The sequence below is a fragment of the Aeromonas sp. EU05-FHT14A05 genome, assembly GCF_058791175.1.
In genome coordinates this window covers 132,713-147,053 of the sequence record NZ_JBYTDH010000009.1, presented here as the reverse complement: position 1 = coordinate 147,053, position 14,341 = coordinate 132,713, and the positions used below count along the sequence as shown (strand labels likewise).

The following is a 14,341-nucleotide window of genomic DNA, read 5'->3' as shown; positions in this document are numbered from 1 at the left end:
GCCAAGCCAATGTCACAGCCTTCCCAATCCGCCACTCACCCGCAATACATCTGGTTCAACGGCAAACTGGTGCCCTGGCAGGATGCCCAGGTGCACGTCATGAGCCACGCCCTGCACTACGGCTCCTCGGTCTTCGAAGGGGTGCGCGCCTATGACACCCCCAAGGGGACCTGTATCTTCCGCCTGCAGGAGCACACCCGCCGCCTGTTCGACTCCGCCAAGATCTACTGGATGGACGTGCCCTACAGCGAGGCCGAGGTGAATGATGCCTGCCGCACCGTGGTGCGCGAGAACGGCCTGAAGAGCGGCTACCTGCGCCCGCTGGCCTTTGTCGGCAACGTGGGGCTGGGGCTGCATCCGCCGCTGGATGCCAAAGCCGATCTCATGGTCGCGGCCCTGCCCTGGGGGGCCTATCTGGGAGAGGAGGGGCTGAAAAACGGGGTGGATGTGTGCGTCACCTCCTGGAGCCGGCTCGCTCCCAACACCATACCCACAGGCGCCAAGGCCGGGGGCAACTACCTGTCGTCCCAGCTGATCAGTCGCGAGGCCAAGCGTAACGGCTTCGCCGAGGGGCTGGCGCTGGACGTGAACGGCTACCTGAGCGAAGGGGCGGGGGAGAACCTGTTCCTGGTGAAGAACGGTGTGCTGTTCACCCCGCCCGCCACCGCCGCCATCCTGCCCGGTATCACCCGCGACACCATCATGACGCTGGCTCGTGACTTGGGGTATGAGGTGCGCGAGCAGGCACTGCCTCGCGAGGCGCTCTACGTGGCGGACGAGATCTTCATGACCGGCACGGCGGCCGAGGTGACCCCGGTGCGCTCCGTCGATCGGATGAAGGTGGGCTCTGGCAGCCGTGGCCCCGTGACCGAGCAGCTGCAGAACGCCTTCTTCGGCCTGTTCAACGGCAAGACCGAGGACAAGTGGGGCTGGCTGACGCCGGTCAACGACTGATGAGAGAGGGGAGGCGTCACGCCTCCCCGAGTCGCTTCCGGTGAAGGCTCCCCGTGGTGCCTTCACCAGGATCGATTCCCGATCCGCGAATCACACATTCATGTTGAAAGACAATGCGCCCCAGGGGCATTCAGGGAGTAGAGACAATGCCGAAGTTGAGATCCGCCACCACCACCCACGGACGTAACATGGCCGGGGCCCGCGCCCTCTGGCGTGCCACCGGCATGACAGATCAGGATTTCGGCAAGCCCATCATTGCCGTGGTCAACTCCTTCACCCAGTTCGTGCCCGGTCACGTCCACCTCAAGGATCTGGGCCAGCTGGTGGCCCGGGAGATCGAGGCCGCCGGCGGCGTCGCCAAGGAGTTCAACACCATCGCCGTGGATGACGGCATCGCCATGGGCCACGGCGGCATGCTCTATTCCCTGCCGTCCCGGGAGCTGATCGCCGACTCGGTGGAGTACATGGTCAACGCCCACTGCGCCGACGCCATGGTCTGCATCTCCAACTGCGACAAGATCACCCCGGGGATGCTGATGGCCGCCCTGCGCATCAACATACCGGTGATCTTCGTCTCCGGTGGCCCCATGGAGGCGGGCAAGACCAAGCTCTCCGAGCAGATCATCAAGCTGGATCTGGTGGACGCCATGATCCAGGGTGCCGACCCCAAGGTCTCCGATGCCCAGAGCGATCAGATCGAGCGCAGCGCCTGCCCCACCTGCGGCTCCTGCTCCGGCATGTTCACCGCCAACTCCATGAACTGTCTGACCGAGGCGCTGGGTCTCTCCCAGCCGGGCAACGGCTCCCTGCTGGCGACCCATGCCGATCGGGAGCAGCTGTTCAAGCTGGCGGGTCAGCGCATCGTCGCTCTGGCCAATCGCTACTACCAGCAGGATGACGAGAGCGCCCTGCCGCGCAACATCGCCACCAAGGCGGCGTTCGAGAACGCCATGGCCCTGGACATCGCCATGGGCGGCTCCACCAATACGGTGCTGCACCTGCTGGCGGCGGCCCAGGAGGCCGGGGTGGACTTCACCATGGCCGACATCGACCGCATGTCCCGCAAGGTGCCCCAGCTGTGCAAGGTGGCCCCGTCCACCCAGAAATACCATATGGAAGACGTGCACCGCGCCGGTGGCGTGGTCGCCATCCTGGGCCAGCTGGAGAAGGCCGGGCTGGTGCACGGGGATACCCGCAACGTGCTCGGCACCAGCTTGCACGAGCTGCTGGAGCAGTACGACGTCAGCCGCTGCGACGACAAGGCGGTGCACGACTTCTACCGCGCCGGCCCGGCCGGTATTCGCACCACCAAGGCATTCAGCCAGGATTGCCGCTGGCCCGAGCTGGATCTGGACCGGGCAGAAGGCTGCATCCGCTCCCTGGACAACGCCTACAGCTTGGAAGGGGGACTGGCGGTGCTCTCCGGCAACCTGGCCCTCGATGGTGCCATCGTCAAGACTGCCGGGGTGGATGACGAGAACCTCTGCTTCCGCGGCCCGGCCCGGGTGTTCGAGAGCCAGGACACGGCGGTCGCCGGCATCCTGGACGGCACAGTCAAGGCCGGTGAAGTGGTGGTGATCCGCTACGAAGGGCCCAGGGGCGGCCCCGGCATGCAGGAGATGCTCTACCCCACCACCTATCTCAAGTCCATGGGGCTCGGCAAGGCCTGCGCCCTCATCACAGACGGTCGCTTCTCCGGCGGCACCTCTGGCCTTTCCATCGGTCACGTCTCTCCCGAGGCGGCCTCCGGCGGCACCATAGGGCTGGTGGAGGATGGGGACATCATCAACATCGACATCCCGGCCCGCAGCATGGTGCTGGAGGTGGCTGACAGCGTGCTGGCCACTCGCCGCGTGGCAGCCTCGGCCCGTGGCTGGAAGCCGCTGAACCGTCAGCGCAAGGTCTCCTACGCCCTGCGTGCCTACGCCATGCTCGCCACCAGCGCCGACAAGGGCGCGGTGCGCGACCTTAGCAAGCTGGAGGAGTAAGCCATGGTCTCTGCGGCTGATTATCTACGCAAGGTGTTGCTCTCCCCCGTCTATGAGGCGGCGAGGGTGACACCCTTGCAGACCCTGAAAAAACTCTCCGAGCGACTCGGCAACCAGGTGGCGCTCAAGCGGGAAGACCTGCAGCCGGTGCACTCCTTCAAGCTGCGGGGTGCCTACCACAAGATCGCCACCCTGAGCGCCGAGCAGAAATCCCACGGCGTGGTGGCGGCCTCGGCCGGCAACCATGCCCAGGGGGTGGCGCTGTCGGCGGCCAAGCTCGGCATCAAGGCCATCATAGTGATGCCCAAGACCACGCCGGACATCAAGATCGATGCGGTGCGCCGCCTGGGTGGCAACGTGCTGCTGTTTGGCAACAGCTTCGACGAGGCCTATGCGGAGAGTCGGCGCCTCGCCGAGACCGAGGGCTATACCCTGATACCGCCGTTCGACGACGTCGAGGTGATCGCGGGCCAGGGCACCATAGGCAAGGAGCTGCTGGAGCAGGACACCCACCTGACCCATGTGTTCGTGCCTGTGGGGGGGGGCGGCCTGGCCGCCGGGGTGGCTGTCTACATCAAGCAGCTGCTGCCGGATGTCAAGGTGATCGGGGTGGAAGCCGAGGGCTCCGCCTGCCTCAAGGCAGCCATGGAAGCCGGTGAGCCGGTCAACCTGGAGCGGGTCTCCCTGTTTGCGGACGGGGTGGCGGTCAAGCGCATCGGCGAGGAGACCTTCCGCCTGTGCAACCAGTATCTGGACGAGGTGGTGACCGTCTCCAACGACCAGATCTGCGCGGCGCTGAAAGACATCTTCGACGACTGCCGCGCCATCGCCGAGCCGTCGGGGGCCCTGTCCCTGGCGGGCCTCAAGGCCTACAGCGAGCGGGAACAGGTCAAGGGCGGCCGGATGGCGGCCATATTGTCCGGCGCCAACGTCAACTTCCACAGCCTGCGCTATGTTTCCGAGCGCTGCGAGATCGGCGAGAAGCGCGAGGGCATGCTGGCGGTGACCATCCCCGAGCGCAAGGGGGCCTTCCTCGACTTCTGCCGTCAGCTTGGGCCCCGCATGGTGACCGAGTTCAACTACCGCTACGCGGATGCGGCCCAGGCCTCCCTGTTCGTCTCGGTGCGCCTCACCGGGGGTGACGAGGAGCTGGGCCAGATCCAGCAGCAGCTGGAGGAAAACGGCTATCCGGTGGTCAACATGACCGAGAGCGAGCTGGCCAAGAACCACGTGCGCTACATGATTGGCGGCCGCCCGGCCCGGCCCCTCGGTGAGCGTCTCTACAGCTTCAAGTTTCCGGAGCAGCCGGGCGCCCTGATGCGCTTCCTCGAGACCCTGGGTTGCCGCTGGAACATCAGCCTGTTCCACTACCGCAACCACGGCGCCGACTATGGCCGGGTGCTGTGTGCCTTCGAGCTGCCGGACGAGGACGTGGCCGCCTTCCACGACTACCTGCACGAGATTGGCTACGGCTGGAAGGAGGTGAGCGAGGATCCCGCCTACCGCCTGTTCCTGGCGAGCCAGGGCAGTCAGTGACGGCGGCTTGACCATCCCGCCTCGAGATGAAAACGAAGAGCCTGGCTCTTCGTTTTTTTATGGGCGACGTTCCAACCCCCCATGATTGGGGGCGCGGTGGTCGATAATGTCGCCAATATCACACTCCTGAGGCCCTGGTCGTTTGAGGCTGGTTGCAGATGGGATAATCTGAGTGCGGGGCTTGGGTTCAGGGCCCCGTCAGGGAAGAGAGGCGCAGTCGCGTCATAACAATTCATTGCAGGGGCTCATCCATGAACAGATCTATGCTCGCCGTCTTCGTCGGCGCTCTGATGGCAACGGGGACGGTGCAGGCTGCCGCCCAGGACAACACCTGGTATGTCGGCGGCAAGGCCGGCTGGTCCAATTTTTACGGGGTGGATTACGACGATCAGGTCAAGGAGCTGTTAGATGCCTTTGATCCTGGCCAGGACCACAGCGATCTCGGTCTGGGGGCCTTCGCCGGCTATCAGGTCAACCGCAATGTGGCCGTCGAGCTCGGCTATGACTGGCTCGGCAAGTATCAGGTCGATCAGCGCTTCAGCAGTAACGGGGTCGAGGCAGGACTGGATGGGGAGGCCAAGGCCCAGATGATCCAGGCCACCATGAAGATCGGCTTCCCGGCGACCGAGGCCCTGGATATCTACGGCCGGCTGGGGGGCGCCTATGCCTGGACCGACAGCTCCATCAGTGCCTGGGCCAACGATGGCACCAACAACCTCTCGGCATCGGGCGGGGGCAAGTATCACGGTGCCGCCTTTGTGGGGGCATTGGGCCTCGAATACGCCATCGACAAGGATTGGGCCGCCCGCCTCGAATACCAGTACACCACGCCGCTCGGCAAGGACTCGCTGGATGAATCCGGCATAGAGCTGGACAACGGCCTGCTGTCGGTGGGCATGCTCTATCGCTTCGGTCAAGTCGGTGACGAGCCGGTGGCGCCGACGCCGGCTCCCGTGCCTGAGCCGGCCCCCGTGCTGGTGGAGAAGCAGTTCAGCCTGGACTCGGACGTCTTGTTCGAATTCAACAAGGCGACCCTGAAGCCGGCCGCCAGCCAGGCCCTCGACAACCTGTTTGCCCAGATCCTGGCTGCCAACCCGAAAGACGGGGTGGCGACGGTGATCGGTCATACCGACCGGCTGGGATCCGATGCCTACAACCAGGCCCTCTCGGAGCAGCGTGCCCGCACTGTGGCCGACTACCTGATTGCCAAGGGGCTGTTTGCCGACAAGGTGCGGGCCGAGGGGCAGGGCGAGTCGTCACCGGTGACGGGGGGCAGCTGCCCGGAAGGCGCCAAGGCGCAGATGATCGCCTGTCTGGCCCCGGATCGCCGGGTCGAGGTGCGCCTGACCGGGGTCTCTCAGGTAGCCGAATAAGCCATCTTTGTCTTGCTATTAAACAACGAGGGGGCCTTGGCCCCCTCGTTGTTTATGTGGGTGTGAGCCTTGACGTTTGCAGGCGCTTGGCGCAATGACTCACCATGATCAGCAGCAAGGCGCCGGGCAGAACTGTTTGCCAGAGGAAAGGCCAGGATTGTGCCGTAAGCAACACCAGCAGTGGATTGGCCCCGGCGGGGGGATGAATCAGCCCCAGACCCTGCATCATGGCCACGGAGAGGCCCACACCGAGGGCCAGCTTGAGCTCCATGGGCAGGGGCAGCAACTGCACCAGCAAGCCCAGGGTCGCCGACAGCAGGTGGCCTCCCAGCACGTTCTGCGGACGGGCCAGCGGACTTTGTGGCAGGGAGAAGAGCAGCACGCAGCTCGCCCCGAAGGGTGCCATCAGCAGGGTCAATTGCCAGCTCAGATCCAGCCAGCCGAGCAGGGCTATGGCCATGCTGGCGCCTGCGCCTGCCAGCAAGGCGGGTCTCCATTGTTTCATCTCCATCTTCTGTCTCCTCAATGTGTGACGGGTTGCTTGATCTCAGTTGCGACATTAGGTAGACAGATCGGTGTACTTCAAGAGGGAAATCAGTGTGAGTGAGAAACGTCAACAACTGATGGCGACAGCCTACCGGCTGTTCAACCGCCATGGCTTTCACGCCACTGGCATCGATCGCATCTGGGCCGAGGCGGGCAGCACCAAACGCACTCTTTATCGCCACTTTCCCACCAAGGACGCCTTGATCGAGGCGGTGTTGATGGCGCGGGATGCGGAGTTCTTTGCCCTGCTCGATGCCAGGATGGATGGGGTGTCGGGGCGGGAGGCGAGGTTGCTGGCGCTGCTCGACGGCTTTGCCGACTGGTTTGGCCGCAGCGATTTCTACGGCTGCAACTTCATCAATGCCAGTGCTGAGTTCTCTGATGCGCGCCATCCGGTGCGCAAGCTGGTTATGGCCCACAAGCTGGCGCTGCTGAACTGGGTCAGGGATGCCCTCGAATGCACCGAGGAGCAGGCCACCGGGCTATGCCTGCTGCTGGAAGGGGCCGTGGTGATGGCACACAGTTATCAGCAGCCAATGGCCCTGGAGCAGATCAGGGTGATGGCACCTGCCGTGCTGGGTGAGGGGCGCTAGTTCAACTCCGTGGGGTCTATGTCCAGGCTCCAGCGCACCTTCTTGGTCTCCGGCCAGGCGTCCAGCTCCTTCACCGCCCAATCCAGCAACTGGGCCAGGGGGGCCCGGTTCGGCCCCTGCACCAGCAGCTGCATGCGAAACTTGCCCGCCTTGCGCTCCATGAAGCCGCTGATGGGCCCGAGCACCTGCACCTGGGGGTAGCGGGCGCTGCGCAGGGTATCGGCGAGACGGGTGAGGAACAGCTGCACCTCGTCCCGGCCGTTGGCCTCGGCCCGGAACAACCCCTGATAGCTGAAGGGCGGCAGTCCCAGCAGGCGGCGCTCCTTGAGCGCGGTGTCGGCGAAGTGGCCGTAACCGTTCTGGGTCAGATCCTGCAGCAGGGCATGCTCGGGGTGGTGGCTCTGCAGCACCACCAGCCCCGGCTTGCTGGCGCGACCGGCCCGGCCCGCCACCTGGGTGTAGAGCTGGGCCAGCTTCTCGGCGGCGCGAAAATCGGCACTGAACAGGGCGCCATCCACATCCAGCAGGCCCACCAGCGTCACATCCGGGAAGTGGTGGCCCTTGGCCAGCATCTGGGTGCCGATCAGGATCTTGTATTTGCCCGCCTTGATGTCGCCGAGGTGGGTCTCCAGCTCCCCCTTGCGGCGGGTGTTGTCCCGATCGATGCGCACCACTGGATATTGAGGGAACACAGTGGTGAGCAGCTGCTCCAGCTGCTCGGTGCCGACCCCCGAGCCGATCAGCTCGGGGCTGCCGCACTCGGGGCAGTGGTGGGGCAGGGGGCGCACGCTGTCGCAGTGGTGGCAGTGCAGGCGCCGCCCGGCCTGATGCCAGGTGTACCAGGCATCGCAGCGCTCGCAGGCGGCGCTCCAGCCGCACTGGTGGCAGATGAGGGCAGGGGCATAGCCGCGCCGGTTGAGGAACAGCATCACCTGGTTGCCCGCCGCCAGATGCTCCGCCATCAGCTGCTCCAGCTGGGGGGAGAGCCCGGCCTGCAGCCGCACGCTCTTGATGTCCAGGATCACCTGGCGGGCGGTCTGGGCGTTGCCGGCGCGCCGCGTCAGGCTGAGGTGGTGATACTTGCCGCTGCGGGCGTTGTGCAGGGTTTCCAGCGACGGGGTGGCCGAACCGAGCAGTATGGGGATGCCGGCGCGATGGGCCCGCATCACCGCGAGATCCCGCGCGTGGTAGCGAAAACCGTCCTGCTGCTTGAAGGAGCCGTCGTGCTCCTCGTCGATGATGATGATGCCGAGGTTCTTGAACGGGGTGAACACGGCGGAGCGGGTGCCGATCAGGATGGCGGCGCCACCGTCCCGGCAGGCGAGCCAGGCATCGAGCCGCTCCCTGTCGTTCATGGCGGAGTTCATCGCCACCACGGGCACCTTGAAGCGACGGCGGAAGCGGTTGATGGTCTGGGGGGTGAGGCCTATTTCCGGCACCATCACCAGGGCCTGCTTGCCCGCCTTGAGCAACGGCTCGAGGATGCTCAGGTAGACCTCGGTCTTGCCGGAGCCCGTGATGCCGTCCAGCAGGAAGGCGCCGAACTTGTCGCTCTGGCTGGTGACGGCGGCCACTGCCAGGGCCTGTTCGCCGTTGAGGCGCAGCCCTTCCCCCGCGTCAAAATGGGTAGCCCAGTCGCCGTCGTGGCTCGGCTCCAGGCTGCGCTTCTCTAGCAGTCCTTTCTTCTCCAGCGCGGTGAGGGCCGCGCTCTGGATCTCCTCCTGCTTGAGCGCCGACGGCGTCTGCGGCCCCTTGCGCAGCAGGGCGAGGGCCTGTTGCTGCTTGGCCGCCCGCTTGAGCTCGTTGAGATCGAGCGCCATGCCCGCCTCGGTGGCAAACCAGAACTCCAGCTCCCGGTAGGCGGCGGGCTCCCCCTTGCGCACCAGCACCGGCAGGGCGTGAGGCAGCACCTCCCCCAGCGGATGTTGGTAGTAGCTGGCGCTCCAGGCCATCAGCGCCAGTATGTCGGGCCCGAGCACAGGGGCCGTGTCGAGTACCCGCTTCAAGGGCTTCAATTTGGCGCGGGGCACCTGACTCTCGGTCGGGTGATCCACCACCAGACCGACCAGGGTCTGGGGGCCGAACGGGATCTCGACCCGGCAGCCGGGGGCAGGTAAAGGCAGGGGAGAAAGATAGTCGAAGTGACGGCGCAAGGGCACCGGGACAGCGACACGAACCAGATCAAGCGTTTGCGATGAATCCACCAAAAGGTTGCCTATTTTTTCTGCGAAGCCACTTGCCTGAACTCAGGCATTTCCTATATTATTCGCAGCCTTTGAAACTGTGTTCAACAATCGTGTGGTGTCCGACAAGAGATCGGATGGCGACACGGCCTATCAATTGAGGTTGTCCATGAAAGCTGGTATCCATCCTGACTACGTAGCCATCACCGCCAAGTGCTCTTGCGGTAACGTCATCAACACTTTCTCTACCCTGGGTAAAGATCTGAACCTGGACGTGTGCTCCGAGTGCCACCCGTTCTATACCGGCAAGCAGAAAGAAGTTTCTAGCGGCGGCCGCGTAGACAAGTTCAACAAGCGTTTCGGTGCGATGACCACCAAGAAGTAATCTTGCTTCTGAAGAATTCTGAAAAAGGCGCCCATCGGGCGCCTTTTTTGCTTGTGGGCGTTCTGTAACGCGGCGCTTTGCCCTATGGTGGTGCGAGTCCATGGGGGATGAGGAGTGTCGGAATGCGAAACTGTCTGGTGATGGGTGCGGCGGGTTACATAGGTTCCTACTTGGTGCCTCATCTGCAAGGGCTGGGTTACAGGGTGATCGCCGGTGCGCGCCGCCCCTGCCGCCTGCCGGAGGGAGTGGAGTTTCGTCTCGCCGACAGCCTCAAGCCCATCACCCTGCTGCCGGCCCTGGCCGGGGTGGATACCGTCTTCTATCTGGTGCATGCCATGGGGGCAGGCGCCGGTTTTCATCGGCTGGAGCAGCAGGGTGTGAAGAACTTCGCCGCCGCCGCCCGCGCCGCCGGGGTGCGCCGCATCATCTATCTGGGGGCCATACAGCCGATCCCCTGCAACAGTCGCCACCTCAACTCCCGTCGCCACTGCGGCGAGCTGTTTCGGGACGCGGGCGTGCCTACGGTGGAGCTGCGGGCCGGCATCATCATAGGGCCGGGCTCGGCCGCCTTCGAGGTGATGCGGGATCTGGTGTTCAACCTGCCCATGATGGTGACGCCCAAGTGGGTGCGCTCCCGCACGCCGCCGATTGCGCTCTCCAACCTGCTGCACTATCTGGGCGGCCTGGTGGAGGCGCCAGGGGTGGATGGCCGCATCTTCAACGCGGCGGGCCCCGAGCTGCTCAGCTACCAGCAGCAGTTGCAGAAGTTCGCCGCCCACATCGGCAAGCGTTGCCCCATCATCCCCATCCCCTTCCTGAGCCCCCGGCTCTCCGCCTGGTGGCTGCAGTTTGCCACCTCTGTGCCCCAACCCATCGCCAAGGCGCTGGTGGGCGGCCTCAAGCACGACATCCCGGCCGACGATGGCCCCTTGCGGGCCCTGCTGCCCCAGCACCTGCTCAGCTTCGACGAGGCGCTGACGGAGAGCCTGGCGCTGGAGCAGAAACTCGGCGCCGAGCAGCAGGGGGAGGAGACGCCGCTCGGCCTGCGCTGGCGTCACCCCGAGTACGGCTTCTACGATCGCACCGCCAGCGGGGATGCCGAGTGCCTCGCCTCCCCCGAGGTGGTGTGGCAGGTGCTGCAGCAGCTGGGGGGCGAGCAGCGCTACTTCTACATGAACGAGCTGTGGGTGGTGCGTGAATGGATGGATCACCTGATAGGGGGCCCGGCGCTCACCCGGGGCCGCACCAATCCGGATCGCTTCGTGAAGGGGGACATGCTGGACTCCTGGCAGATCCTCGGGGTGGACGAGGGGCGCAGGCTGGATCTGCTGTTCAACATGAAGGCCCCCGGCGTCGGGCGGCTGGAGTTCAACATCCAGCCCCAGGAGTCCGGCCTGACCCGGCTGCGGGTGACTGCCCACTGGCACCCCCAGGGAGCCTGGGGGCTGGCCTACTGGCTCGCCATGCTGCCCTTCCACCTCTTCATCTTCCAGGGGATGACGGAGGCCATCGCCCGCCAGGCGGAGGCGAGGGCCGGTATTCCCGTGATGGACTGAAAGCGGATCTATAACTAAATGGGTATCTTTGCGTGGCGGGAGATGCTGCTGAGTCGGCTATCAGTGAGATTTGGCGATATTTTCTGCTGTGAAAGCCCGGTGGTTTTCTTTATGATCCCGAGCCCTCGCCACAGGCGAGCCAATGCACCACTCACTCACTTCCGTATCGGGGTCCCCCATGTCCGATCTGCGTCACGATCTTCGTCAACAAGCGCTCGATTACCACGCCCAGCCCATTCCCGGCAAGATAGCCATCGCCCTCACCAAACCCGCAGAGACCGCCCTGGATCTGGCCCTGGCCTACAGTCCGGGTGTCGCCGAGCCGGTGCGCGAGATCGCCGCCAACCCGGCCGATGCCTACCGTTACACCGGCAAGGGCAACCTGGTGGCCGTCATCTCCAACGGCACCGCCATCCTGGGGCTGGGCAATCTGGGGCCGCTGGCCTCCAAGCCGGTGATGGAGGGCAAGGCCCTGCTGTTCAAGCGCTTTGCCGGCATCGACGCCATCGACATCGAGGTGAAGCACGAGACCAGCCAGCAGTTCATCGACACTGTCGCCGCCATCGCCGACACCTTCGGTGGCATCAACCTGGAAGACATCAAGGCTCCCGAGTGCTTCGAGATAGAGCAGGCGCTGATCGAGCGCTGCGACATCCCGGTGTTCCACGATGATCAGCACGGCACCGCCATCGTCACCGCCGCCGGTCTGCTCAACGCGCTGGAAGTGCAGGGCAAGCGCATCGAACAGAGCCGCATCGTCTGCATGGGCGCCGGTGCCGCCGCCACCGCCTGCATGGACCTGCTGATCAAGTGCGGTGCTGCGCCACAGAACATCCTCATGCTGGACCGTCAGGGGGTGATCCACAGCGGTCGCACCGATCTCAACCAGTACAAGCAGCGCTTCGCCAACGACACCCCCCTGCGTACCCTGATGGAGGTGATCGACGGGGCGGATGTGTTTGTCGGCGTCTCCGGTCCGGACGTGTTGCCTGCCGAGGCGGTGGCCCTGATGGCCCCCAATCCGGTGATCTTCGCCTGCTCCAACCCGGATCCCGAGATCAAGCCTGCCCTGGCACACTCGGTGCGCAACGATCTCATCATGGGCACGGGTCGCTCCGACTACCCGAACCAGATCAACAACGTCATCTGCTTCCCCTTCATCTTCCGCGGTGCCCTGGACGCCCGCGCCAGCCGCATCAACGATGCCATGAAGGTCGCGGCGGTGGAGGCCATTCGTGGCCTGGTCAAGGAGCCGGTCCCGGCCGAGGTGCTGACCGCCGCCGGGGTGAGTGAGCTCACCTTCGGCAAGGAGTACGTCATTCCCAAGCCGATGGATGCCCGTCTGCTGCCCCGCGTGGCCCGCGCCGTGGCGCTGGCGGCGGTGGCCTCCGGCGTGGCACGCATCGCGCTGCCGGCAGATTACATGCAAGATTGAGTCGACTGAGCACGACAGAAGGGGCCCCATGATGGGGCCCCTTTTCATTGGGAGCTTGTGCGCCTGTTACTTGGTCTTGGGGGCCACCTTCACGGCCGGTGCGGCATGGGTCGCCTTGTGATGTTTTTTCACCACCTTGGTCTGGGTGGCGTGGGGCGCGGCAGCCTTGGTCGGGGTGGCAGCCATGGTGAAGCCGGAGGTCAGGGCGAAGACAGCAGCCAGGCTCAGGGGGATCAGCTTTTTCATATTCCAGTTCCTCGTTCGGTTTGATGACATGGAGCGGCTCTCCATGACGTCATCCTAGGGCTGCAGGGCCTGCACTTCAGTGAGGGACTGGTGACGGTGTGTATCCAAATGTACGGGCAGCCTGAGGCAGAAGCGGGCTCCCGTCTCGGCGGGCAGCAACTGCACCTCGCCGCCGTGGTGGCGCGCTATGCTGCGCACTATGGCGAGACCCAAGCCGGTGCCGCCGGTGCGCCTGTCCCGGCTCTGATCCAGCCGCACGAAGGGCTCGAAGATCTGGGGCGCCAGCGCCGGATCTATGCCGGGGCCGTCGTCGGTCACCTCCAGCAGGTAGTGATCCTGCTGCCGACTCATGGCGAGGCTCACCCGGCTGGTGGCGTGGCGCAGGGCGTTGCCGATGAGATTCTCCAGCGCCCTGTCCAGCAGGCGGATGTCGCCGCGCCAGGGCAGGGGATGGGCGGGCAGCTGGAGGGCGAGCCGCCTGTCCGGGCGCAGCGCCTGCCAGTCCGGGAGCCGCTCCCCGGCCCAACTGCCCAGATCCAGATCGCTGCACTGCAGCGGCAGCTCTGGGCGATCCAGCCTGGCGTAGGTGAGCATCTCCTCGATGAGGGCGTCCAGGGCGCCGAGATCCCGCTCCAGCCCCTGCTGCTCCTCGGGCGAGGGAGGCTCGGCCAGCATGGCGAGCCGGTAGCGCAGCCGCACCAGGGGGGTGCGCAGCTCGTGGGCGATGGCGTCGGTCAGCTGCTTGCGGCTGGCCAGCATGGTCTGCAACTGCTCAGCCATCTGATCGAAGGTGCGACCGACCCGGCCCAGGCTGCTGCCGGGGGGCAGGCCGGTGCGGCAGGAGAGATCCCCGTCACCAACCCGGCGGGCCGTCTGCTCCAGCCGTTGCAGGCCGTGCCAGTGGGGGCGCAGCCAGAGCAGGATGGGCAGGCCGAGGGAGAGGCCGATGAGCAGCAGCAGGCCCACGTCCACCCAGTGCAGCTCGTGCAGGTAGGAGAGATAGGGGACGGGGCCGACGATCAGCACCTGATCGGTGCCCGGGATGCGCTGCAGGAAGGTGTCATCCTCCTCGACGATGACGATGTTGCCCGCCTCGAGGAAGGCCTGATCCTCCCTGGCCAGGGGCTGATTGGCGAGGGCGCCGAGCTGCAGCGGCAGGTTGAGCTGGTGGCTCTGCTCCCCCATGCGGGCGGGCCAGCGCGCGGGAGGCAGCCGGGCCAGCTCGCCAGTGAGCAGCCCCAGGGAGCCCTGCATCATGTGCTCCAGATAGCGATCTCCCGCCCGCTCGGCACTGATCTGATAGACCAGACCGATGAGCAGGATGGCGAGGCCGAAGCAGCCGATCAGCAGCAGGTAGAACTGGATAAACAGGCGTCGCATGGAGGCTCTCCTCTTGCCTGGATTGCGTCTTGGCGTTGTTTTGTTGTCCCCTCATCCCCAACCCTTCTCCCGCAAGGGGAGAAGGGAGCGGAGAGCATCAAGATCATTCGGTAACAGCTTATTCCCAGGCCTGGGGCACCAGCAGATAACCCTTTTGGCGCACCGT

General features: G+C 65.1%; 12 protein-coding genes. 8 read left to right on the top strand and 4 right to left on the bottom strand.

Going from position 1 to position 14,341, the window contains the following annotated elements; all coding sequences use genetic code 11:
• Positions 1–9: 9 nt before the first annotated feature.
• From AC3WR3_RS14180 to ompA, 4 genes are all read left to right on the top strand, one after another.
• Positions 10–954 (top strand): branched-chain amino acid transaminase, encoded by a 945-nt coding sequence (locus AC3WR3_RS14180; protein ID WP_492292148.1) that lies wholly within the window; start codon positions 10–12, stop codon positions 952–954.
• 146 nt (positions 955–1,100) lie between these two features.
• Positions 1,101–2,942 (top strand): dihydroxy-acid dehydratase, encoded by a 1,842-nt coding sequence (gene ilvD / locus AC3WR3_RS14175; protein WP_492292147.1) that lies wholly within the window; start codon positions 1,101–1,103, stop codon positions 2,940–2,942.
• A 3-nt stretch (positions 2,943–2,945) separates the two neighbouring features.
• Positions 2,946–4,478 carry a threonine ammonia-lyase, biosynthetic gene (gene ilvA / locus AC3WR3_RS14170; RefSeq protein WP_202047679.1) on the top strand — a complete coding sequence of 511 codons (1,533 nt, stop codon included), beginning with the start codon at positions 2,946–2,948 and terminating at the stop codon, positions 4,476–4,478.
• A 251-nt stretch (positions 4,479–4,729) separates the two neighbouring features.
• Positions 4,730–5,851 (top strand): porin OmpA, encoded by a 1,122-nt coding sequence (ompA, locus tag AC3WR3_RS14165; protein WP_492292146.1) that lies wholly within the window; start codon positions 4,730–4,732, stop codon positions 5,849–5,851.
• Between the two features lie 52 nt (positions 5,852–5,903).
• Here ompA and AC3WR3_RS14160 read toward each other — a convergent pair whose 3' ends face one another.
• Positions 5,904–6,356: an HPP family protein gene (locus AC3WR3_RS14160; RefSeq protein WP_247627572.1), complete on the bottom strand. Its 453-nt coding sequence runs from the start codon at positions 6,354–6,356 to the stop codon at positions 5,904–5,906.
• Positions 6,357–6,450: 94 nt separating this feature from the next.
• On the opposite strand from AC3WR3_RS14160, the gene AC3WR3_RS14155 reads away from it, so the two are divergent.
• Positions 6,451–6,990, top strand: a complete 540-nt coding sequence (locus AC3WR3_RS14155; RefSeq protein ID WP_492292145.1) for a TetR/AcrR family transcriptional regulator — start codon at positions 6,451–6,453, stop codon at positions 6,988–6,990.
• Here the strand turns inward: AC3WR3_RS14155 and priA are convergent.
• Entirely contained in the window at positions 6,987–9,194 is a 2,208-nt protein-coding gene (gene priA, locus AC3WR3_RS14150) for a primosomal protein N' (protein WP_492292144.1), read from the bottom strand. The genes AC3WR3_RS14155 and priA overlap by 4 nt on opposite strands.
• Positions 9,195–9,342: 148 nt before the next feature.
• Between priA and rpmE the strand changes: the two genes are divergently transcribed.
• From rpmE to AC3WR3_RS14135, 3 genes are all read left to right on the top strand, one after another.
• The gene (rpmE, locus tag AC3WR3_RS14145; RefSeq protein ID WP_016352348.1) at positions 9,343–9,558 is read left to right on the top strand and encodes a 50S ribosomal protein L31; all 216 of its coding nucleotides are present in this window, start codon (positions 9,343–9,345) and stop codon (positions 9,556–9,558) included.
• A 122-nt stretch (positions 9,559–9,680) separates the two neighbouring features.
• On the top strand, positions 9,681–11,114 hold the full coding sequence (locus AC3WR3_RS14140; protein WP_492292143.1) for a DUF2867 domain-containing protein: 1,434 nt from the start codon (positions 9,681–9,683) through the stop codon (positions 11,112–11,114).
• A 178-nt stretch (positions 11,115–11,292) separates the two neighbouring features.
• Entirely contained in the window at positions 11,293–12,549 is a 1,257-nt protein-coding gene (locus tag AC3WR3_RS14135; protein ID WP_492292142.1) for a malic enzyme-like NAD(P)-binding protein, read from the top strand.
• Between the two features lie 66 nt (positions 12,550–12,615).
• Here the strand turns inward: AC3WR3_RS14135 and AC3WR3_RS14130 are convergent, their stop codons facing one another.
• Both AC3WR3_RS14130 and rstB read right to left on the bottom strand, forming a co-directional pair.
• Positions 12,616–12,795: a hypothetical protein gene (locus AC3WR3_RS14130; RefSeq protein ID WP_042649209.1), complete on the bottom strand. Its 180-nt coding sequence runs from the start codon at positions 12,793–12,795 to the stop codon at positions 12,616–12,618.
• Positions 12,796–12,849: 54 nt separating this feature from the next.
• The gene (gene rstB, locus AC3WR3_RS14125) at positions 12,850–14,175 is read right to left on the bottom strand and encodes a two-component system sensor histidine kinase RstB (RefSeq protein WP_492292141.1); all 1,326 of its coding nucleotides are present in this window, start codon (positions 14,173–14,175) and stop codon (positions 12,850–12,852) included.
• Positions 14,176–14,341: the final 166 nt, after the last annotated feature.